This window comes from Streptomyces sp. NPDC054883 (genome assembly GCF_053610645.1).
Window position 1 is genome coordinate 24,463 of record NZ_JBSGYT010000029.1, and the last position, 19,245, is coordinate 43,707.

The 19,245-nt window shown below is 73.8% G+C and carries 21 protein-coding genes and 1 riboswitch; of the genes, 11 read left to right on the forward strand and 10 right to left on the reverse strand.

Annotated elements, in window-relative coordinates; translation table 11 throughout:
• The first annotated feature begins 7 nt into the window (after positions 1-7).
• The 3 genes from ACWGH1_RS21580 to ACWGH1_RS21590 are packed head-to-tail and all read left to right on the forward strand — an operon-like array spanning position 8 to position 1,871.
• A complete protein-coding gene (locus ACWGH1_RS21580) occupies positions 8-268 on the forward strand; it encodes a hypothetical protein (protein ID WP_453356202.1) in 261 nt (86 codons plus the stop codon).
• Positions 269-316: 48 nt separating this feature from the next.
• On the forward strand, positions 317-1,105 hold the full coding sequence (locus ACWGH1_RS21585) for an SURF1 family cytochrome oxidase biogenesis protein (protein WP_453356201.1): 789 nt from the start codon (positions 317-319) through the stop codon (positions 1,103-1,105).
• A 10-nt stretch (positions 1,106-1,115) separates the two neighbouring features.
• Positions 1,116-1,871 (forward strand): SDR family oxidoreductase, encoded by a 756-nt coding sequence (locus ACWGH1_RS21590; protein ID WP_453356200.1) that lies wholly within the window; start codon positions 1,116-1,118, stop codon positions 1,869-1,871.
• 48 nt (positions 1,872-1,919) lie between these two features.
• Here the strand turns inward: ACWGH1_RS21590 and amaP are convergent, their stop codons facing one another.
• The 8 genes from amaP to ACWGH1_RS21630 form a co-directional block, all read right to left on the reverse strand.
• The gene (gene amaP, locus ACWGH1_RS21595) at positions 1,920-2,477 is read right to left on the reverse strand and encodes an alkaline shock response membrane anchor protein AmaP (protein ID WP_453356199.1); all 558 of its coding nucleotides are present in this window, start codon (positions 2,475-2,477) and stop codon (positions 1,920-1,922) included.
• A gap of 10 nt (positions 2,478-2,487) precedes the next feature.
• The gene (locus tag ACWGH1_RS21600) at positions 2,488-3,027 is read right to left on the reverse strand and encodes a DUF6286 domain-containing protein (RefSeq protein WP_453356198.1); all 540 of its coding nucleotides are present in this window, start codon (positions 3,025-3,027) and stop codon (positions 2,488-2,490) included.
• Entirely contained in the window at positions 3,024-3,413 is a 390-nt protein-coding gene (locus ACWGH1_RS21605; protein WP_453356197.1) for a hypothetical protein, read from the reverse strand. The genes ACWGH1_RS21600 and ACWGH1_RS21605 overlap by 4 nt, the downstream gene beginning before the upstream one ends.
• Before the next feature lie 7 nt (positions 3,414-3,420).
• The gene (locus ACWGH1_RS21610; RefSeq protein ID WP_190181939.1) at positions 3,421-3,606 is read right to left on the reverse strand and encodes a hypothetical protein; all 186 of its coding nucleotides are present in this window, start codon (positions 3,604-3,606) and stop codon (positions 3,421-3,423) included.
• A 15-nt stretch (positions 3,607-3,621) separates the two neighbouring features.
• Positions 3,622-4,053 (reverse strand): Asp23/Gls24 family envelope stress response protein, encoded by a 432-nt coding sequence (locus ACWGH1_RS21615; RefSeq protein WP_453357731.1) that lies wholly within the window; start codon positions 4,051-4,053, stop codon positions 3,622-3,624.
• A gap of 135 nt (positions 4,054-4,188) precedes the next feature.
• Positions 4,189-4,968, reverse strand: a complete 780-nt coding sequence (locus ACWGH1_RS21620; RefSeq protein WP_453357730.1) for an enoyl-CoA hydratase/isomerase family protein — start codon at positions 4,966-4,968, stop codon at positions 4,189-4,191.
• A 119-nt stretch (positions 4,969-5,087) separates the two neighbouring features.
• Complete coding sequence (locus tag ACWGH1_RS21625) at positions 5,088-5,309, reverse strand: helix-turn-helix domain-containing protein (RefSeq protein ID WP_067157635.1); 222 nt, start codon at positions 5,307-5,309, stop codon at positions 5,088-5,090.
• A 373-nt stretch (positions 5,310-5,682) separates the two neighbouring features.
• Positions 5,683-7,281 (reverse strand): ABC-F family ATP-binding cassette domain-containing protein, encoded by a 1,599-nt coding sequence (locus ACWGH1_RS21630; protein ID WP_453353599.1) that lies wholly within the window; start codon positions 7,279-7,281, stop codon positions 5,683-5,685.
• Between the two features lie 286 nt (positions 7,282-7,567).
• Here ACWGH1_RS21630 and ypfJ point away from each other — a divergent pair, with 286 nt between their 5' ends.
• The gene (gene ypfJ, locus ACWGH1_RS21635) at positions 7,568-8,458 is read left to right on the forward strand and encodes a KPN_02809 family neutral zinc metallopeptidase (RefSeq protein WP_453353598.1); all 891 of its coding nucleotides are present in this window, start codon (positions 7,568-7,570) and stop codon (positions 8,456-8,458) included.
• Between the two features lie 106 nt (positions 8,459-8,564).
• Positions 8,565-8,960, forward strand: coding sequence for a VOC family protein (locus tag ACWGH1_RS21640; RefSeq protein WP_453353597.1), 396 nt, complete (start codon positions 8,565-8,567; stop codon positions 8,958-8,960).
• A 36-nt stretch (positions 8,961-8,996) separates the two neighbouring features.
• Here ACWGH1_RS21640 and ACWGH1_RS21645 read toward each other — a convergent pair whose 3' ends face one another.
• Together ACWGH1_RS21645 and ACWGH1_RS21650 are read right to left on the reverse strand one after the other, a co-directional pair.
• Positions 8,997-10,478: a hypothetical protein gene (locus ACWGH1_RS21645; protein ID WP_453353596.1), complete on the reverse strand. Its 1,482-nt coding sequence runs from the start codon at positions 10,476-10,478 to the stop codon at positions 8,997-8,999.
• Positions 10,479-10,595: 117 nt separating this feature from the next.
• Entirely contained in the window at positions 10,596-11,753 is a 1,158-nt protein-coding gene (locus tag ACWGH1_RS21650) for an alpha/beta hydrolase (protein ID WP_453353595.1), read from the reverse strand.
• A 341-nt stretch (positions 11,754-12,094) separates the two neighbouring features.
• Here ACWGH1_RS21650 and ACWGH1_RS21655 point away from each other — a divergent pair, with 341 nt between their 5' ends.
• From ACWGH1_RS21655 to cobO, 6 genes are all read left to right on the forward strand, one after another.
• Positions 12,095-13,360 carry an anion permease gene (locus ACWGH1_RS21655; RefSeq protein WP_453408917.1) on the forward strand — a complete coding sequence of 422 codons (1,266 nt, stop codon included), beginning with the start codon at positions 12,095-12,097 and terminating at the stop codon, positions 13,358-13,360.
• A 28-nt stretch (positions 13,361-13,388) separates the two neighbouring features.
• Entirely contained in the window at positions 13,389-13,610 is a 222-nt protein-coding gene (locus ACWGH1_RS21660; RefSeq protein WP_453353593.1) for a hypothetical protein, read from the forward strand.
• Positions 13,611-13,762: 152 nt separating this feature from the next.
• Positions 13,763-13,848, forward strand: a riboswitch (cobalamin riboswitch).
• A 58-nt stretch (positions 13,849-13,906) separates the two neighbouring features.
• On the forward strand, positions 13,907-14,863 hold the full coding sequence (locus ACWGH1_RS21665) for a cobalamin biosynthesis protein (protein ID WP_453353592.1): 957 nt from the start codon (positions 13,907-13,909) through the stop codon (positions 14,861-14,863).
• Positions 14,860-16,419 carry a cobyric acid synthase gene (locus ACWGH1_RS21670; protein ID WP_453408918.1) on the forward strand — a complete coding sequence of 520 codons (1,560 nt, stop codon included), beginning with the start codon at positions 14,860-14,862 and terminating at the stop codon, positions 16,417-16,419. The genes ACWGH1_RS21665 and ACWGH1_RS21670 overlap by 4 nt, the downstream gene beginning before the upstream one ends.
• Before the next feature lie 127 nt (positions 16,420-16,546).
• Positions 16,547-18,640: a putative cobaltochelatase gene (locus tag ACWGH1_RS21675; RefSeq protein WP_453353720.1), complete on the forward strand. Its 2,094-nt coding sequence runs from the start codon at positions 16,547-16,549 to the stop codon at positions 18,638-18,640.
• Complete coding sequence (gene cobO / locus ACWGH1_RS21680) at positions 18,640-19,239, forward strand: cob(I)yrinic acid a,c-diamide adenosyltransferase (RefSeq protein WP_453353719.1); 600 nt, start codon at positions 18,640-18,642, stop codon at positions 19,237-19,239. Before ACWGH1_RS21675 ends, cobO begins: the two co-directional genes overlap by 1 nt.
• Positions 19,240-19,245 lie beyond the last annotated feature (6 nt).

Genomic DNA, 19,245 nt, shown 5'->3' on the forward strand with positions numbered 1-19,245 from the left:
GTGGCGCATGGCCCGTTGCGAAGTATGCGGAAACGATTACGACCTGGCGTTCTACGTGGAGACCCAGGACGGTGCGCGGCACGTGTTCGACTCCTTCTCCTGCGCCATCCACCGGATGGCGCCCATCTGCGAGCACTGCCGCGTGCAGATCATCGGACAGGGCGTCGAGGCGGACGGTCACTGGTACTGCGGAGCGCACTGCGCCCGCGCCGAGGGGAGGGCGGGCATCGTCGACAAGGTGGGCAGTGCGGCCGGCGCCGCGGGATGACGCCACCCGGCCGCCGGGACCGGCACGGGTGGGGGTACCGTCGTGGGCGTGTACCGCTTTGTGCTGACCCGGCAGTGGGTGTGCCTCACCCTCATCACCCTCGCCCTCATCCCCGTGATGATCAAGCTGGGGTTCTGGCAGTACCACCGCCATGAGCACCGGGTCGCGCAGAACGCGCTGATCGCGCGGAACCTGACCGGGAAGCCGGTCCCCGTGAGCGAGCTCACCTCCCCCGGCCATACCGTCCCGAGGAACGACTTCTGGCGCGCGGTCTCCGCGACCGGTACGTACGACTCCGCGCACGAGGTGGTCGTGCGGATGCGCACCTCCAACGACGGCAAGGTCGGCTTCCAGGTCGTCACCCCGCTGGTGCTGGACGACGGCCGGGTGGTGCTGGTCAACCGCGGCTGGGTGGCGGGCGGCGAGGACTCGCGCGCGTACCCGCCGGTGCCGGCCGCGCCCGCGGGCGAGGTGACGGTCACCGGGCGGCTCAAGGCCGACGAGACGAGCGGTGACAGCGGCATCAAGGACCGCAGGGGCCTGCCGGAGCGCCAGGTGATGCTGATCAACAGCGTCCAGCAGACGGCGGACGTGGGCAGGCCCGTGCTCGGCGGGTACCTGGAACTCACCGCGCCGGTTCCGGCGGGAGGCAGCCCTGAGCCGGTCGCCGAGCCGGACCACGACTCGATCGGCCCGCACATGGCCTACGCCGTGCAGTGGTGGCTGTTCGCCGCGGCGGTGCCGGTGGGGTGGCTGATCCTGGTGCGCCGGGAGAAGCGGGACCGCGACGAGGAGTCGGCGAAGGCCGCCTCGGAACCGGCGACCGTCGCGGCGTAGCGTGTCCGGCATGGATCTTGGACTGAAGGACCGTGTCTACATCGTCACCGGAGCCACCCGTGGCCTCGGTCACGCCTCCGCGCGCGAACTGGCCGCCGAGGGCGCGAAGCTGGTCATCACCGGACGGGACGAGGAGCGGGCGGCTGCCGCCGCCGCCTCGCTGGGTCCGGACGCGGTGGGCATCGCGGCGGACAACTCCGACCCCGGCGCGGCCGCGCGGCTCGTCGCCACCGCCGTGGAACACTTCGGCCGTCTGGACGGCATCCTCATCAGCGTCGGCGGCCCGGCTCCGGGGGCGGCGGCGGACAACACGGACGAGCAGTGGGCGGCCGCCTTCGAGTCGGTCTTCCTCGGCGCGGTCCGGCTGGCCCGGGCGGCGGCGGCCCAGCTGGGTGAGGGCGGGGTCATCGGCTTCGTGCTGTCGGGCTCGGTCCACGAGCCGATCCCCGGCCTGACCATCTCCAACGGCCTGCGCCCGGGGCTGGCCGGCTTCGCGAAGTCCCTTTCGGTGGACCTGGGCCCGCGCGGGATCCGGGTCATCGGGCTGCTCCCGGCACGCATCGACACGGACCGGGTGCGGGAACTGGACGCCCTGTCCGGGGACGCGGCGGCCGCGCGGGCGGCGAACGAATCGCGGATCCCGCTGCGGCGCTACGGCAGGCCGGAGGAGTTCGGCCGCGCGGCGGCGTTCTTCCTCTCCCCGGCGGCCTCGTACCTGACGGGCGTCATGCTGCCCGTCGACGGCGGCGCCCGGCACGGCTTCTGACCCCGCGCCCGACGGCCGTGGCCGGCCGGCCACGGCCGTCGGGGACCGTCAGGTGACCCGGCTCGCGCGGTGGGAGGTCACCGCGAGGCGGGCCTCCGTGGGGAGGGGGGTCAGGCCCGTCGAGGCGCGGGCGTGCTCCAGGACCGGGCCGGCCAGCGCGGCCAGGGTGTCCGAGGGGACCGCGTGCGGCTCCAGTTCCAGTTTCACCCTGAGGGCCGGCGCCCCCCGCCTGCCCCGCAGGGCGACCCGGCACGCGGCGACCCCGTCCAGCGCGCCCACCTCGGCGGCCACCGCCGACTCCAGTGCGCGCCCCCGCAACAACGCGTAGGCCCCGTCCCCGGTGTCCACCGCCACCGTGGCCAGTTTCGGCCGGCGCAACTGGGCCAGCAGCCACCACAGCGCCAGCAGCACGCACAGCGCCAGCCCGCCGAGCACCGCCCACCACCACCAGCCCTCGACGTGCAAGTGGGCCCGCCGGGCCCGCGCCGTCAGCAGCGGTGCGTGCCGCCCGGCCAGCGGCCACGACGCGGTCAGCACCGACACCCCGGCCGCCAGCAGCGCCAGCCCGATCAGGGCCAGCAGCACCCGGTTCACCACCCCGAGCATCGCGTCACCGTCACCCTTTCCGGCGGACCCGTACCCGCGCGACCGGCGGGTGCGCGAGCCCGAGTTCCTCGATGCCGACCGCGAGTACCGCCTCCAGGTCGGCCCGTACGTCGGCCAGTTCGCGGAAGTGCGAGGTGGCCCGGACCCTGACGCGGGAGCGGCCCGTCTTCACCCGGACCGACCGCACCCCGGACACCTCCATCGCCCGGTCGCGCAGCACCAGACCGGCCGCCTTGCGACCGAGCCCGGCCCGTACCTCCGAGCCCCGCATGACCAGGATCCCGCGCATCCCCGGCGCGCAGGCGAGCAGCAGGAGCACCGCCCCGGCCACCGCCAGGACCGCTCCGGCGATCAGCACCTCCGCGTCGGCGGGGGTCTGCCGCTCCAGCTGCTGCGTCAGTTCCCGGCGCCAGCCCATGCCGGGCCGGTGCGCCCGTACCGCCGCGAGGTCGTAGAGGAACAGCCCCGCGACCGCGAGCACCGCCAGTGCGGTGAGCCCGGCCGGGATCCGCCGCACCGACCTGAACCGCCGCGCGCGCGGGCCGGTCACCGCAGCCGCCGGCCGCTGCGCCCGGGGGCGGCCGGCCCGGCCGGGAGGGGGCGCAGCTGCTCGATGTCGATGTCCACCTCCGGCACGGCCATCCCGGCGCACCGCTCGATCCGCTCGGTCACCTCACGGCGTACGGCGGCGCACTGGGCCGTGAGGTCGGAGGGGTAGCCGAGCTCCAGGCTCACCCGGACCCGGGCGATGTCGTGGTGCACGGTGACGCTCGCGTGCGGGGACGCCGGAGCGGGACCGGTCGCGGCCAGCGCCTCGCGGGCCGCCTGGGCCGCGATCTTGGCCACGACCCGGTCGGCGATCCGGATCGCTCCCCGTTCCGCGGACGGTACCCGCGGCGGGGTCGCCCGCGGCGGGTTGGTGCTGCTCGTGCTCATCGGCGCCTCACCTGCGCCGGCCGTCACGCGGACGGAACAGGTCGGCGATGTCGAGGTCGCCGTCGAGGAACCGGCCGACCACGAAGCCGATGGCGCCCAGGGCCGCCACCAGCAGGAAGGCCCCGAAGCCGCCGAAGTATCCGGCGAACGCCAGTGCCATGCCGGCCACCAGGCCGACGACCGCCATGCTCATGCGGGGCTCCTTCGGCTACTGGAGACGGGATTCCGGTTCTTCGTCTTCCTCGTCGGGCAGTTTGACGTCGGTGACGGCGATGTTGACCTCCACGACTTCCAGGCCGGTCATCCGCTCGACCGCCGAGATGACGTTCTCACGGACCGCCCGGGCCACCTCTCGGATCGACACGCCGTAGTCGACGACGATCTCCAGGTCGAGGGCGGTCTGGAGCTCGCCGACCTCGGCTTTCACCCCGCGCGAGGCGGAGGACTTGGCGCCGCCGGGTACGCGTTCCCGGACGGCGCCGAACGTGCGCGAGAGGCCGGAGCCGCTGCCCATGGCGTGGACGCCGACCACCTCCCGGGCGGCCAGTCCGGCGATCTTCTCGACCACCCCGTCGGCGATGGAGGTGCGGCCCCGGTCGGCGGCGTCCTTGGCAGAGCTCCCTGGCACGAATTCGGTCATCGCGTGTCCCTTCGAGCGTGCGGACTCACGACCACCGTAAGCGCGAAACCCCTCCGCCGCTCTGAGGACGCGGGTGCGCCGGGCGGATCGGAGGGGTTGCCGGACCGGATCGCCGGGGCTGCCGGGCCGGCCGGGTCAGTCGGAAAGGCCGGCCAGGTCGCGCAGCCGGCGTGCCTGCGCCGCCCGTTCGGCGCTGCGCTGGTCGTCGTACGGGCGCGAGATGGCCCCGCGCAGCAGCGCCTTCGTCTCGATGACCGCGTCGCGCGGCGGGGCCAGCAGGGCCGTCGCGAGATCCTGGACGGCCGCGTCGAGCTCGTCCACGGGGACGACGAGGTTCGCGAGCCCCACCCGTTCGGCCTCCTCGGCATGCACGAAGCGGCCCGTCGCGCAGATTTCGAGCGCGCGGGCGTAGCCCACCAGCGAGGTCAGCGGCTGGGTGCCGGTCAGGTCGGGCACCAGGCCCAGGCTGGTCTCGCGCATGGCGAACTGCACGTCGTCCGCGACCACCCGCAGGTCGCACGCGAGCGCGAGCTGGAAGCCGGCGCCGATCGCGTGCCCCTGTACGGCGGCGACGGAGATGATGTCGTTGCGCCGCCACCAGGTGAAGGCCTCCTGGTACTCGGCGATGGTGCTGTCGAGCAGTTCGTCCGAACCGCGCGCCAGATCGAGGAAGGACGGCTCACCCTCGAAACCCTCGGGCGTGAATGCCTGTCGGTCGAGTCCGGCGGAGAAGGACTTGCCTTCGCCGCGCAGCACGACGACCCGGACGCTGCCCGGCAACGACCGTCCGGCCTCCGCCAAAGCCCGCCAGAGCGCGGGGGACTGAGCGTTTCGCTTGGCCGGATTGGTCAGTGTCACCGTGGCGACCGTGTCGTCCACGGTGAGCCGTACGCCGTCCTTGTCGAGCAGAGCCATCTCGGTGCCTCCGGTGTGCAGTCGGCCGGCAATCCCGGCCTAAGTGACTGCACAGTAACCACCCGGTCGGCCGCACGGCCGACCGGGGGCCACCGAAGAACCGTCCTTGACGGCCAGGGTCAGGCCGAGGCCGTCTTCTTGCCGCGCGTCGCGCCGCCGCGACCACGCAACACGACTCCGGATTCGCTGAGCATCCGGTGGACGAATCCGTAGGACCGGCCGGTCTCCTCGGCCAGCGCCCGGATACTCGCACCGGAGTCGTACTTCTTCTTCAGGTCTGCCGCGAGCTTGTCGCGCGCGGCGCCGGTTACCCGGCTGCCCTTCTTCAGAGTCTCGGCCACCCGTGCCTCCTCATGGGAAGTGCGCTCTGGACTTCTCATGATCACCCCTCCCCGCGATCCTGGCCACCCATTCAGCAAGGTCGGTACGACGGCATTTCCCGAGGAGTGGACACGAGGACGGAACGGAATCTCCCCTTCCGCCACATGACCTCCGTCACACTCCCCCGCTCTCGCAAGGAATCACCAGGTCAGGGGGCGGGCGCCGGAAAGTGGACGGGCCCCGGTCGCGTACCCCTGCGGGTACGGCCGGGGCCGTCGTCGCGGTGCGACGGTATGAGACCGCCTCACTCAGATGATGGATCACGCGTGGGCCGAATGATCCATAAGGAACTGGATCAACCTCCCGGAGGCCCGGGAGGGCCCGCGCGAGGACTCAGGCGAGCGCCACGAGGTCCCGGTAGTCCGGGCCCCACAGGTCCTCCACGCCGTCCGGCAGCAGGATGATCCGCTCCGGTTCCAGGGCCTCCACCGCGCCCTCGTCGTGCGTGACGAGGATGACCGCGCCCTTGTACGTGCGCAGCGCGCCCAGGATCTCCTCGCGGCTGGCCGGGTCGAGGTTGTTGGTGGGCTCGTCGAGCAGCAGGACGTTCGCCGAGGAGACGACCAGCGTGGCCAGGGCCAGCCGGGTCTTCTCGCCGCCGGAGAGCACGCCGGCCGGCTTGTCCACGTCGTCACCCGAGAACAGGAACGAACCGAGGGTCTTGCGGACGGCGACCAGGTCCAGGTCGGGGGCGGAGGAGCGCATGTTCTCCAGGACCGTGCGCTCCGGGTCGAGCGTCTCGTGCTCCTGGGCGTAGTAACCGAGCTTGAGGCCGTGTCCGGGGGACACGGTGCCGGTGTCCGGCTTCTCGGTGCCCGACAGCAGGCGCAGGAGCGTGGTCTTGCCGGCGCCGTTGAGACCGAGGATCACGACGCGCGAGCCCTTGTCGATGGCCAGGTCGACGTCGGTGAAGATCTCCAGCGAACCGTAGGACTTCGACAGGCCCTCCGCGGTCAGCGGGGTCTTGCCGCAGGGCGCCGGGTCCGGGAAGCGCAGCTTGGCGACCTTGTCGGAGACGCGGACGGCCTCCAGGCCGGACAGCAGCCGCTCGGCCCGCTTGGCCATGTTCTGCGCGGCGACCGTCTTGGTCGCCTTGGCGCGCATCTTGTCGGCCTGGGAGTTGAGGGCCGCGGCCTTCTTCTCGGCGTTCTGGCGCTCGCGCTTGCGGCGCTTCTCGTCGGCCTCGCGCTGCTGCTGGTAGAGCTTCCAGCCCATGTTGTAGACGTCGATCTGGGCGCGGTTGGCATCCAGGTAGAACACCTTGTTGACGACGGTCTCGACCAGGTCGACATCGTGGGAGATCACGATGAATCCGCCGCGGTAGTTCTTGAGGTAGTCGCGCAGCCAGACGATCGAGTCGGCGTCGAGGTGGTTGGTGGGCTCGTCGAGCAGCAGGGTGTCGGCGTCCGAGAAGAGGATCCGGGCGAGCTCGACGCGGCGGCGCTGACCGCCGGAGAGGGTGTGCAGCGGCTGGCCGAGCACCCGGTCGGGCAGGCCGAGGGCGGCCGAGATGGTGGCGGCCTCCGCCTCGGCGGCGTACCCGCCCTTGGTCAGGAACTCGGTCTCCTGGCGCTCGTACTGCTTCATCGCCTTGTCGCGGGTGCCGCCGGCGCCGGTGGCGATCCGCTCCTCGTTCATGCGCATCTTCTTGATCAGTACGTCGAGCCCGCGCGCGGAGAGGATCCGGTCGCGGGCGAGCACGTCGAGGTCGCCGGTGCGCGGGTCCTGCGGCAGGTAGCCGACCTCGCCCGAGCGGGTGATCGAGCCGGCGGCGGGCTGGCCCTCGCCCGCGAGGCACTTGGTGAGGGTGGTCTTGCCCGCTCCGTTGCGGCCGACCAGGCCGATGCGGTCGCCCTTGGCGACACGGAAGGAAGCGGACTCGATGAGGACGCGGGCGCCGGCGCGCAGCTCGATGCCGGTGGCGGTGATCACGGAAATACTCCAGGGCGGTGGGGACGGCGGAAGGGGGGCAGGGACGCGCGAGGCTTCGACGCCGCTAATCCGCGAGGAGATTTGCCATGAAGACATTCTACCGGGGGTGCGCAACCACTTTTCGGGCCGCCCGGCCGCCCGCCCCGCACCCGCCGGGTCCTCGCGGGGTCCTCCCGGGGTCCTCCGTTCGGCGCACGGATCTCCCGGGCCGGCCGGGGCACGTATCAGGATGGCGGCGGTGACGGCCGCCGCGAGTGCGGACACGTGGGAGCGAGGGCGGTGCGGCATGCAGTTCGACGACGACGCCAATCTGGACACGTCGGAGGTCTCGGACCAGCGCGGCAGCCGCATCCCGGGCGGCAGGGCCACGATCGGCGGGGGTCTCGTCGGGGTGATCGCCCTGGTCCTGGGGCTGCTGCTGGGGGTGGGCCCGGATGAGCTGGGGCTGTCCGGCGGGAGCCCGCAGCCGGTCTCGAGCCCCTCCTCCGCCGCGCAGGTGCAGCAGACCTGCCGGACCGGCCGCGACGCCAACAGCCGCGAGGACTGCCGGCTCGTCGCCGTGACGAACAGCACGCAGGACTACTGGCGCCAGGAGTTCCAGCGGCGGGGCGCACGGTACGTCCCGGCCTCGACGGTCTTCTTCACCGGCCAGGTGAACACCGCCTGCGGCGCGGCCACCTCGGCGGTCGGCCCGTTCTACTGCCCAGGTGACCGGAAGGTCTACCTCGACCTGGGCTTTTTCCAGGAGCTGCGGACGAAGTTCGGCGCGAGCGGCGGCCCCTTCGCGCAGGCGTACGTGGTCGCCCACGAGTACGGGCACCACATCCAGAACCTGACGGGCACGCTCCAGAAGACCCAGGACGGGCGACCGGGCGCGAACAGCAACTCGGTCAGGGTGGAGCTCCAGGCCGACTGCTACGCCGGGGTGTGGGCCCACAACGCGACCCGGACCCCGGACGAGTCCACCGGCCGACCGCTCATCACCAGCCTGACCGACCAGGACATCAAGGACGGCCTGGACGCGGCGGCCGCGGTCGGCGACGACCGGATCCAGGAGAAGTTCCAGGGGCGGGTCACCCCCGAATCCTGGACGCACGGCTCGGCGCAGCAGCGCCAGCAGTGGTTCTACCAGGGCTACCGGACCGGTGACATGGCCCAGTGCGACACCTTCCGCTGACCGGCACAGGCGCCTGCCATGCTGTGAGGCGGGTCACACGGGCGCTGGGCCCCGGCACCCGACCGCAGATCCGCACGCGCGCACCGCACGAGAGGAAGTGATCGTCATGGCAGGTGTTCCGTCCATCGTTCCGACGCTGCTCTACCGCGACGCGAAGGCCGCGATCCGGCAGCTGACCGAGGCCTTCGGGTTCACCCAGGTCGCCGTCTACGAGGGGGAGGACGGCACCGTGATGCATGCGGAGCTGTCGTACGGGAACGGCGCGGTGATGCTCGGCAGCAAGGGCCGCGGCGGGGTCTTCGACAAGGCCATGGCGGACGGCGGTCCCGTCGGGGTCTACGTGGTGGTGGAGGACGTGGACGCGCACCACCGCCGGGCCGCGGAGCACGGCACGGAGATCGTGATGGAGCCGACCGACCAGGACTACGGCTCGCGGGACTACATGGCGCGCGACGCCGAGGGCAACATCTGGAGCTTCGGGACGTACGCCCCGCAGGTCTGACGCCCGCGGCGGGTACGCCCCGGCTCCTCCCCGGTGTTACGCGCCGCCGGTGTGGACCTGGAAGGCGGCCCGGCGGACCGCCTTGGCCAGGGCCGGGTCGGGGTGGGCGGCGGCCAGGGCGACCAGGACCTGCACGGTCCGGGGGTGGCCCACCGCGCGGACCTCGTCCAGCAGCCGGGGGACGGTGGTGCGCACGGCCGAGTCGAGGTGACGGGCCAGCAGTTCGGCCTCGCCGTGGTCCGCGATCGCCGCGGCCGTGTCCACCCACAGCCAGGTGGACTCCTCCGCGGTCAGGACGTGCTGCGCCTCGTCGGGGTCCACCCCGTCGTGCTCGGCGAGCCAGAGCAGGGCGTAGGGCCGCAGCGCCGGATCGCGCACGGCGGCGCGTACGTCGGGCTCGGCGGGGGCGCCGACCACGCGGAGCGCCTCGAAGGCGAGGCCGCGCAGCAGGGCGTCCTCGCCGCGGGCGGCTTGGAGCAGTTCGCCGACGGCGTGTCCGACGGGGCGGGCAGCGAGCCACGCCTGGTACTCGGCGCGCGCGGGGCCCGGGGTGAGCCGGGCGCAGCCGTGCAGCATGGCGGCGGCGGACTGTTCGATGTTCCCGGCCGGGCTCTGCGCGGCGACGCAGATCTGCTCCAGCTTGACCCAGACGGCCCAACTGCCGAGCGGGGTGAGGGCGGCCTGGGCCGGCCCGAGGGTGACGGCGTCGACGGCGGCGAGCCCGCCGAGCGCCCAGCGCAGCAGGCGGGCGAGCGGCACGGGGGGCGCTGCAGCCGTCATCTGGCCGGGCGCCGCCGTCGCCACCGGACCGTCGTGCACGAAGGCGCCCGCGGCGGAGGCGCCCGTGTCGGCTGCGTCCGTGGCGGCGGCCTCGTACGGGACCTCGCACCGCTCGTCGCGCAGTTCCGTCACCCGCTGGCCGAGCAGGTCCAGCAGGTCCGGGACGGTCACCGGGCCGGCGGACAGCTGGAGCAGGGACAGGAGTTGGGGCATGGCCTCGACGACCTCGGCCACGACCGCCGGGGCGATGTCGGCGGGGGCCGGGTGGACGAGCGACCAGGCGTCGAAGAGGGCGACCCAGCCGCGCAGGACGGCGGTGTCGTCGCGGTCCCAGGCGCGCAGGCGCCAGCCGGGCCGGGCGTGGCCGCCGTGCACCTCGACCAGGCCGGAGAGGCGGGCGCGGTCCCAGCCCACCCGGATCTGGCCGTGGGTCAGGCGCAGGTCATCGGCGGCCCGTTCGACATCGGCTGCGGGCAGCGCGCCCGCCGGGGCGGGCCTGCCGCCGTCACCGGCCCCGAGGTGCCGCTCGGCCCAGCGCGCCAGCCGTACCGCGTCGGCGAGTGAGGCCCGGGCCCGGTTCGCCAGGTCGGCCGTCGCGGGGGTGCCCGCCGGGGGCCGGGGGGCGGTTCGCGTCCGCCGGTCGGTCACCGCCTTGCGGGCCGCGGCGACGGAGCGCGGGGAGACGAGTCGGAGTCTGGAGTCGCGAGCCAACTGCTCATCAGGCTTTCGGGACGTCACGGAAGCAGTCTCGCCCGTCACTGGCCGAAAGCCCAAACGGAATGGGCCGTTTCCACGGACCACCCGGCAGGCATACCGGGACAAGCCGACCAGGACACCCCGTCCGCCACAGGGCTTTCACATAAGAGGGGTCAAAAAGCGGCGCAAGGTCTCCTCGTACTCCTCCGGGGCCGCGTTCCACATCGCCCCGTGGGGGGCGCCCGGGACCGGCTTCAAGGTGACGAGGTCGGGGCGGTCCGCGGCGAGCCGGCGGGCGGGGCCCCAGGGGGCGAGGGTGTCGTCGGGCCCGTGGAAGATCAGGACGGGCATCCGCAGCGCGCCCGGGTTCGCCCCCGGCGGGCTCCGGTCGACGCGCAGGCCGGCGCGGCTTTCGGCGGCCCGGACCACGAACGGCATCAGCGGCGCCGGGGTGCCCCGGGCCGCGGCCAGGGCGCGCAGGGTGGCGTGCCAGTCGAGCACCGGGGAGTCCAGCACCAGCCCGGAGATCCGGTCGGCCAGCGCCGAGCGCTCGGCGGCGTGCAGGGCCATGGTGGCGCCCGTGGACCAGCCGTACAGGATGACGCGGCGGGCACCGTAGCGCAGCGCGTAGCGGATCGCGGCGTCCACGTCGCGCCACTCCGACTCGCCGAGGTGGCCGACACCGTCCGGGGAGCGGGGCGCGCCCAGGTCGCCCCGGTAGGCGAGGTCGAGTACGGGCAGCCCGTGGCGGTGCAGGAACGGCATGACCACCATCGGGTGCTCGCGGGTGCCGCCCAGGCCGTGCACCGTGATGACCCAGGTGTCACGGGCCGCCGGGACGAACCAGGCGGGCAGCGGGCCGAGCTCGCCGGGGACGTCCACGTCGGCGTGGTCGAGCCCGAGGGCGGTGCGCGGGTTGCCGAGGTGGACCTGGGGCGTGAGGACGACCCGGGTGCCGGGGTCGAGGCTGCCGTGGGTGACGGCGAGGAGGCCGCGGACCACGGTGCCGGGGCCGTGCGGGACGTCGGTGAGGACGGGGCCGACCACGGCGTGCACGCCGGGGGCGTCCAGGCCGTACCTGCCGGGGTGAAGGGAGGCGCGCACCGGGGCACCTCCGGCCGGGGGCCTGGGCAGGGTCAGTACGACGCGGCCCGCCGCGGTGGAGTGGACGGTCAGCCGGGGTCCGCCGGGCAGCGGCCGGCCCGGTTCGGGGCGCAGGGCCGCGTCGGCGGCGTACCGGCCGGCCGCGATGACGGCCGCTCCGGCGCCGATCAGGGTCGTGGTGACGGCCGCTGCCGTCGCTGTGGCGGTACGCACCGCTCCAGTGTCGGGGCGTGCGCCCCGGCAGGCCACTGGAGGAGATCATTCCGCAACCGCCGGGTAACGGCCCGTAACGGTTCCGCTTGGCCGCCGCGGAACGTGATCTGGGTCTCGTCCCGAGGGGGGCGCGCGCTCGCCGGGACGGCCCGGGCACCTCTCGGAGAGCGCCGTTCACCCGTTTTGACGTGCCCTTATCGCTGGATCTACGGCCGAATCGGGAGGAAGGTCCCCATCGCACCGCGACACGAGACACCACCCGACCTTCCTCAGTTCATCTTCCGTTCACTCAGGTTGCCTACGGTCGCCGAGCCACTGACGCCAAACAGAAGCCTGGGTAAATGGAGCACATAACGCTTCTCCTCGGGATCGTGATCATCACCGCTCTCGTGTTCGACTTCACGAACGGTTTCCACGACACAGCCAACGCGATGGCGACCACCATCTCGACCGGCGCCCTCAAGCCCAAGACGGCGGTGGCCATGTCCGCCGTGCTCAACCTCGTCGGCGCGTTCATGTCCGTGGAGGTCGCCAAGACGATCTCCAAGGGCCTGGTCAACGAGCAGGGCATCCAGCCAGAAGTGATCTTCGCGGCCCTGGTCGGCGCGATCCTCTGGAACCTCGTCACCTGGCTGGTCGGGCTCCCCTCCAGCTCCTCCCACGCCCTGATGGGTGGCCTGATCGGCGCCGCGGTCGCCTCGGCCGGCCTCGGCGCGGTCAACGGCAGCGTTGTCGTCACCAAGGTCCTCATCCCCGCGGTCGCCGCCCCCATCGTGGCCGGTGTGGCCGCCATGCTGGCCGCGAAGCTCACGTACAAGCTCGGTGGCAAGGTCGGCGGCAAGACCGCCACCAAGGGCTACCGGGCCGGTCAGATCGCCTCCGCCGGTCTCGTCTCGCTCGCCCACGGCACCAACGACGCCCAGAAGACGATGGGCATCATCACGCTCGCGCTCGTCGCGGGCGGCGCCCTGGAGTCCGGCGCGAACCCGCCGGTGTGGGTCATCGTCTCCGCCGGCATGGCCATCGCGACCGGCACCTACCTGGGCGGCTGGCGCATCATCCGCACCATGGGCAGCGGCCTGACCGAACTCCACCCGCAGCAGGGCTTCGCCGCCCAGACCTCGGCGGCGAGCGTCATCCTGGCCTCCTCCACCCTCGGCTTCTCCCTCTCCACCACCCACGCCTGCTCCGGCGCGGTCATGGGTGCCGGTCTGGGCCGCAAGGGCGGCGTGGTCCGCTGGTCCACCGCCACCCGGATGTTCATCGCGTGGGGCCTGACCCTGCCGGCCGCCGCCCTGGTCGGCGCGGGCGCCGAGATGGTCATGCGCACCGGCAACGTCGGCATCGCCGCCGTCGTGGTCTTCCTGGTCGCCTCCTGCGCCGCGATCTGGTTCATCTCGCGCCGCCAGGTCGTCGACCACCACAACGTCACGGACGTGGAGCCGGCCGCCGCCGAGGCGCCCGGAGTCGTCACCACGGCCATGGCCGCCGTCACCGTCCCCCCGATCGCCGCCGCCGGTACCACGGCCGCGGTGACGGACGAGGACCTCAAGGCCACCATCCCGGCGGCCGCCCCGGTACCCGCGGCTCCGGCCGCGGCGGTCTGACCCCGAGAACGACAGAGGATTCAGCGGTATGAAGATCGACTGGGCAGCACTCGGCTCCGTCTTCGGGGTCAGCCTCTCCGCCACCGTCGCCCTCGTGGCCCTGTTCACCCTGGGCCTGGTGGGTCTCTCCAAGCACGAGACCGCCACCGAGCAGGGCGGCACCGCCACCGCGGCCCGCAGCGGCGCCTACGCGTGCTTCGCGGTCTGCGGCATCGCCGTGGCCTACGCGATCTACCTGATCGTCAGCTGACGCGACGACGCCGAAAGCTCCCCGCGGGATTCCCGTGGGGAGCTTTCGCATCCCCCGCCCCGGCCGCCCCGTCCCCTCGCCGCAGGTCAACGGCAAGTTGACGGGCGTTCTCGGCGCGTGGTGGACTGCCCGAGCCAATACGGCGGCATGGAGAGGAAGTCCGGTGCGAATCCGGCGCGGTCCCGCCACTGTCACCGGGGAGCGCACGCGGTCCGTGCGTCCCGGGAGCCAGGAACTCTCGCCGCCGGACACGTCGAACCAGGGCGCGGACCCTGAGCGAGGACATACCTGCCACCATGCGTGCCGATCGCGTATTCGCGTACGGCGTCACGGCGGGCCTGATCGGCGACCGGATCCTCGGGGATCCGCGCCGGGGGCACCCCGTTGCCGCCTTCGGAAGAGCCGCCGCCGCTCTCGAACGCGCCCTGTGGCGTGACGACCGGGCACGGGGCGTGGTCCACACCCTGGTGTGCACGGGGGGCGCGGCCGCCGTCGGCGCGCTCGGCGCCCGCGCCGTGCGCTCCCGGCCCGCGGCCGCCCGTATCGCCCTGACCGCCGCCGCCACCTGGGCCGTCGTCGGCGGCACCTCGCTGGGCCGGGAGGCCCGCGCCATCGGCGGGGCGCTCGCCGCCGGGGACGCCGAGGTGGCCCGGGAGCGGCTGCCGCACCTGTGCGGGCGCGACCCGCAGGCCCTGGACGAGCAGCAGCTGGCCCGCGCCGTCGTGGAGTCGGTCGCCGAGAACACCTCCGACGCGGTCGTCGGGGCCCTGGTCTGGGGTGCCCTCGCGGGCGTGCCCGGGCTGCTGGCGTTCCGTGCCGTCAACACCCTGGACGCGATGGTGGGCCACAAGTCACCGCGCCACCTGCGCTACGGCTGGGCCTCCGCCCGGCTCGACGACGTGGCGGGCTGGCCCGGGGCCCGGCTGACCGCGCTCGCCGCCGTACTGGCCGGACCCGACCGGCGGGGCGCCGTACGGGCCTGGCGCGCCGACGCCGCCGCGCACCCGAGCCCCAACGCCGGTCCGGTGGAGGCCTCGTTCGCCGGCGCACTGGGCGTACGGCTGGGCGGGACGCTGGCGTACGGCGGCCGGGTCGAGCACCGGGCCGTGCTGAACGACGCCGGGCGGCCGGTCGAAGTGGCGGACATCGAGCGTGCGGTACGGCTGTCGCGTCGGGTGACGTGGGTGGCGCTGGGGGCGTGTGTGGCACTGCGGTGTGCGGTGACCCAGTGGTCGGGGAAGGGGCGGGCATGAGCGGCTCGAAGCGCGGCGGCGGTCTGCTGGTCGCGGGAACCACGTCGGACGCGGGCAAGAGCGTGGTCACGGCGGGCATCTGCCGCTGGCTGTCGCGCCAAGGCGTGAAGGTGGCGCCGTTCAAGGCGCAGAACATGTCGCTGAACTCGTTCGTCACGCGGGAGGGCGCGGAGATCGGCCGGGCCCAGGCGATGCAGGCGCAGGCCGCCCGCGTGGAGCCGACGGCGCTGATGAACCCGGTGCTGCTCAAGCCGGGCAGTGACCGCAGCAGCCAGGTGGTGCTGCTGGGCAAGCCGGTCGGCGAGATGAGCGCCCGCGGGTTCTTCGGTAGGCCGGGGGCCGCGGCCCCCGGGAAGGCGCTGCGCGGGGGCCGCCAGGAGCAGCTGCTCGGGGTCGTCACGGACTGCCTGGAGCAGTTGCGGGGCACGTATGACGCCGTGATCTGCGAGGGGGCGGGCAGTCCGGCCGAGATCAACCTGCGCCGGACCGACATCGTGAACATGGGGATCGCGCGGGCCGCGCGGTTCCCGGTGGTCGTGGTCGGGGACATCGACCGGGGCGGCGTCTTCGCCTCGTTCTTCGGTACGACGGCGCTGCTGTCGCCCGAGGACCAGTCGCTGATCGCCGGCTACCTGGTGAACAAGTTCCGGGGCGACGTCTCGCTCCTGGAACCCGGCATGGAGATGCTGCGCGGGCTGACCGGGCGGGCCACGTACGGCGTGCTGCCGTACCGGCACGGGCTGGGCATCGACGAGGAGGACGGCCTGCGGGTCTCGCTGCGGGGCGCGGTGCGCGAGTCGGTGGTCGCCCCGCCGGTCGGCGAGGACGTGCTGCGGGTCGCGGTGTGCGCGGTGCCGCTGATGTCGAACTTCACCGACGTGGACGCGCTCGCGGCGGAACCCGGGGTCGTGGTGCGGTTCGTGGACCGGCCCGAGGAACTGACCGACGCCGACCTCGTGGTCGTGCCGGGCACCCGGGGCACCGTGCGGGCCCTCGGGTGGCTGCGCGAGCGCGGCCTGGCCGATGCCCTGGCCGCGCGGGCGGCGGCCGGCCGGCCGGTGCTGGGCATCTGCGGCGGGTTCCAGGTGCTGGGCGGGCTGATCGAGGACGAGGTGGAGTCCCGGGCGGGCACCGTCGAGGGCCTCGGGCTGCTGCCCGTACGCGTGCGCTTCGAGCGGGAGAAGACCCTGGCGCGGCCGGTGGGTTCGGCGCTGGGCGAGCCCGTGGAGGGGTACGAGATCCACCACGGCGTGGCCGAGGTGCTGGGCGGGACCCCGTTCCTGGACGGCTGCCGGGTCGGTGAGGTGTGGGGCACGCACTGGCACGGCTCGCTGGAGTCGGACGGCTTTCGCCGCGCGTTCCTGCGGGAGGTCGCGGCGGCCGCGGGGCGCCGGTTCGTACCGGCGCCGGACACGTCGTTCTCCGCCTTGCGGGAGCGGCAGCTCGACCTGCTGGGCGACCTGATCGAGGAGCACGCCGACACCGCCGCACTGCTGGGGCTGATCGAGTCGGGCGCGCCCGCCGGGCTCCCGTTCCTGCCGCCGGGCGCGCCGTGACGGCCGTGGCCCCGCCGGGCTGTTCCGCCGCCCCGGCCCCTCCCCCGCCGCTTCCCGGATCCCGGGACTCCGCCCCGGCCGCGGCGCCGCGACCGACAGCCGTCCGCTTCGAAGGAGTGAGTAACGCATGAGCCTGCCCTATCCGTTCACCGCGGTGGTCGGCCAGACCGACCTGCGGCTGGCGCTGCTGCTCAACGCCGTGAGCCCGGCGGTCGGGGGGGTGCTCGTGCGCGGCGAGAAGGGCACCGCCAAGTCCACCGCCGTGCGCGCGCTGTCCGCGCTGCTGCCGGAGGTGGACGTCGTACCGGGCTGCCGGTTCTCGTGCGCGCCCGGCGCGCCGGACCCCGCCTGCCCCGACGGCCCGCACGAGCCCGGGGCCGGCGCCTCCCGGCCCGCGCGGGTGGTGGAACTTCCCGTGGGCGCGTCCGAAGACCGTCTCGTCGGAGCCCTCGACATCGAACGGGCCCTCGCCGAGGGCGTGAAGGCCTTCGAGCCGGGCCTCCTGGCCGACGCGCACCGCGGGATCCTGTACGTGGATGAAGTGAACCTCCTCCACGACCACTTGGTGGACGTTCTCCTCGACGCCGCCGCGATGGGCGCCTCCTACGTCGAGCGCGAGGGCGTCTCCGTGCGCCACGCCGCCCGCTTCCTCCTCGTCGGCACCATGAACCCCGAGGAGGGCGAGCTCCGCCCGCAGCTGCTCGACCGGTTCGGGCTCACCGTCGAGGTCGCGGCCTCGCGCGAGCCGGCCCAGCGCGTCGAGGTGGTGCGCCGGCGGCTCGCCTACGAGGACGATCCCGCCGGTTTCGCGAGCCGCTGGGCCGAGGAGGAACACGAGGTCCGGGCCCGGGTGGTGGCCGCGCGGGCGCTGCTGCCGCAGGTGGCGCTCGGCGACACCTCGCTGATGCAGATCGCGGCCACCTGCGCCGGCTTCGAGGTCGACGGCATGCGGGCCGACATCGTGATGGCCCGCACCGCGACAGCCCTGGCCGCCTGGGCGGGGCGGACCGAGGTGCGCAAGGAGGACGTCCGGCAGGCCGCGCTGCTGGCGCTCCCGCACCGGCGCCGCCGCAACCCCTTCGACGCGCCCGGCCTGGACGAGGACAAGCTGGACGAGATCCTGGACCGGTTCCCCGACGAGGAGCCCGAACCGGAGCCGGAGCCGGAGCCCGAGGGGCCCGACGACGGCGGACCGGGCGACGACGGGCCGGACGGCGGCGGCCCCGACGGGGGCGGCGGCGTACCCCCGCAGGGCGAGGGGCCGGACGCCGCTCCGGCGCCCGACGCCCCCGAGCCGCAGACCGCGTCCCCTTCGGCTCCGCCCTCCAGCGAGGGGGGCGGCGCGGCCGAACAGGCGCCGGTGCGGGCCGCCGAGCCGTTCCGGACCAAGATGCTGAGCGTGCCCGGCCTCGGTGAGGGCGCGGCCGGCCGCCGCTCCCGCGCCCGGACCGCGCACGGCCGCACCACCGGCGCCCAGCGCCCCCGGGGCCGGCTGACGAAGCTGCACCTGGCCGCGACCGTCCAGGCGGCCGCGCCGCACCAGAAGGCGCGCGGGCGCAGCGGGCGCGGGCTCTTGGTGCGCGGGGACGACCTGCGGCAGGCCACCCGTGAGGGGCGCGAGGGCAACCTCGTCCTGTTCCTCGTCGACGCCTCGGGATCGATGGCGGCCCGGCAGCGCATGAGCGCGGTCAAGGGAGCCGTGCTGTCGCTGCTGCTGGACGCCTACCAGCGCCGCGACAAGGTCGGTCTGATCACCTTCCGCGGTGCGGGCGCCGAGCTGGCGCTGCCCCCTACCTCGTCCGTGGACGCGGCGGCGGCCCGGCTGGAACAGCTGCCGACCGGCGGGCGGACCCCGCTGGCGGCCGGGCTGCTGAAGGCCCACGAGGTGCTGCGGATCGAGCGGTTGCGGGACCCCTCGCGCCGGCCGCTGCTCGTCGTGGTCACCGACGGACGGGCGACGTCGGCCGGTGCGCTCGGCGGGGACCCGCGCGAGCTGTCGGCGCGCAGCGCGCGGCTGCTGGCCGCGCAGGGGCTGGCCTCGGTGGTCGTGGACTGCGAGACGGGCCCGGTCCGGCTGGGGCTGGCCGGGGCGCTGGCCGCCGACCTCGGCGGGCCGGCCGTCACCCTCGACGGGCTGCGGGCCGACTCGCTGGCCGGCCTCGTGAAGAACGTACGTACCTCAGCAACCTCGACCACCACCCCCAACAGGAGGGCCGCGTAATGCCGCAGGGACAGCCGTCCGTCGTTCCGGACGACGGGCTCACGACGCGCCAGCGCCGCAACCGTCCGCTCGTCTTCGTCCACACCGGCCCGGGCAAGGGCAAGTCCACGGCGGCCTTCGGGCTGGCGCTGCGCGCCTGGAACCAGGGCTGGCCGATCGGGGTGTTCCAGTTCGTCAAGTCGGCGAAGTGGAAGGTCGGCGAGGAGAACGCGCTCAAGGTGCTCGGCGCCTCCGGCGAGGGCGGCCCGGTCGTCTGGCACAAGATGGGCGAGGGCTGGTCCTGGGTGCAGCGCGACGCGCAGCTCGACAACGAGCAGGCGGCGAAGGAGGGCTGGGAGCAGGTCAAGCGGGACCTGGCCGCCGAGACCCACCGGCTGTACGTACTGGACGAGTTCGCGTACCCGATGCACTGGGGCTGGATCGACGTGGACGAGGTGATCGAGGTGCTGCGGAGCCGTCCCGGCACCCAGCACGTGGTGATCACCGGCCGCAACGCCCCGGGGAAACTGCTGGAGTTCGCCGATCTGGTCACCGAGATGACCAAGGTCAAGCACCCCATGGACGCCGGCCAGAAGGGCCAGAAGGGCATCGAGTGGTGACCTCGC

Coding starts and splice junctions, on each gene's coding strand:
- ypfJ (WP_453353598.1), top strand. CDS start 7,568: ATGCAGTTCGACGACGACGCCAATCTGGACACGTCGGAGGTCTCGGAC.
- ACWGH1_RS21670 (WP_453408918.1), top strand. CDS start 14,860: ATGAGCGGCTCGAAGCGCGGCGGCGGTCTGCTGGTCGCGGGAACCACG.
- cobO (WP_453353719.1), top strand. CDS start 18,640: ATGCCGCAGGGACAGCCGTCCGTCGTTCCGGACGACGGGCTCACGACG.
- ACWGH1_RS21665 (WP_453353592.1), top strand. CDS start 13,907: ATGCGTGCCGATCGCGTATTCGCGTACGGCGTCACGGCGGGCCTGATC.
- ACWGH1_RS21615 (WP_453357731.1), bottom strand. CDS start 4,053: ATGACCGAATTCGTGCCAGGGAGCTCTGCCAAGGACGCCGCCGACCGG.
- ACWGH1_RS21675 (WP_453353720.1), top strand. CDS start 16,547: ATGAGCCTGCCCTATCCGTTCACCGCGGTGGTCGGCCAGACCGACCTG.
- ACWGH1_RS21660 (WP_453353593.1), top strand. CDS start 13,389: ATGAAGATCGACTGGGCAGCACTCGGCTCCGTCTTCGGGGTCAGCCTC.
- ACWGH1_RS21580 (WP_453356202.1), top strand. CDS start 8: ATGGCCCGTTGCGAAGTATGCGGAAACGATTACGACCTGGCGTTCTAC.
- amaP (WP_453356199.1), bottom strand. CDS start 2,477: ATGCTCGGGGTGGTGAACCGGGTGCTGCTGGCCCTGATCGGGCTGGCG.
- ACWGH1_RS21590 (WP_453356200.1), top strand. CDS start 1,116: ATGGATCTTGGACTGAAGGACCGTGTCTACATCGTCACCGGAGCCACC.
- ACWGH1_RS21610 (WP_190181939.1), bottom strand. CDS start 3,606: ATGAGCATGGCGGTCGTCGGCCTGGTGGCCGGCATGGCACTGGCGTTC.
- ACWGH1_RS21640 (WP_453353597.1), top strand. CDS start 8,565: ATGGCAGGTGTTCCGTCCATCGTTCCGACGCTGCTCTACCGCGACGCG.
- ACWGH1_RS21655 (WP_453408917.1), top strand. CDS start 12,095: ATGGAGCACATAACGCTTCTCCTCGGGATCGTGATCATCACCGCTCTC.
- ACWGH1_RS21620 (WP_453357730.1), bottom strand. CDS start 4,968: ATGGCTCTGCTCGACAAGGACGGCGTACGGCTCACCGTGGACGACACG.
- ACWGH1_RS21605 (WP_453356197.1), bottom strand. CDS start 3,413: ATGAGCACGAGCAGCACCAACCCGCCGCGGGCGACCCCGCCGCGGGTA.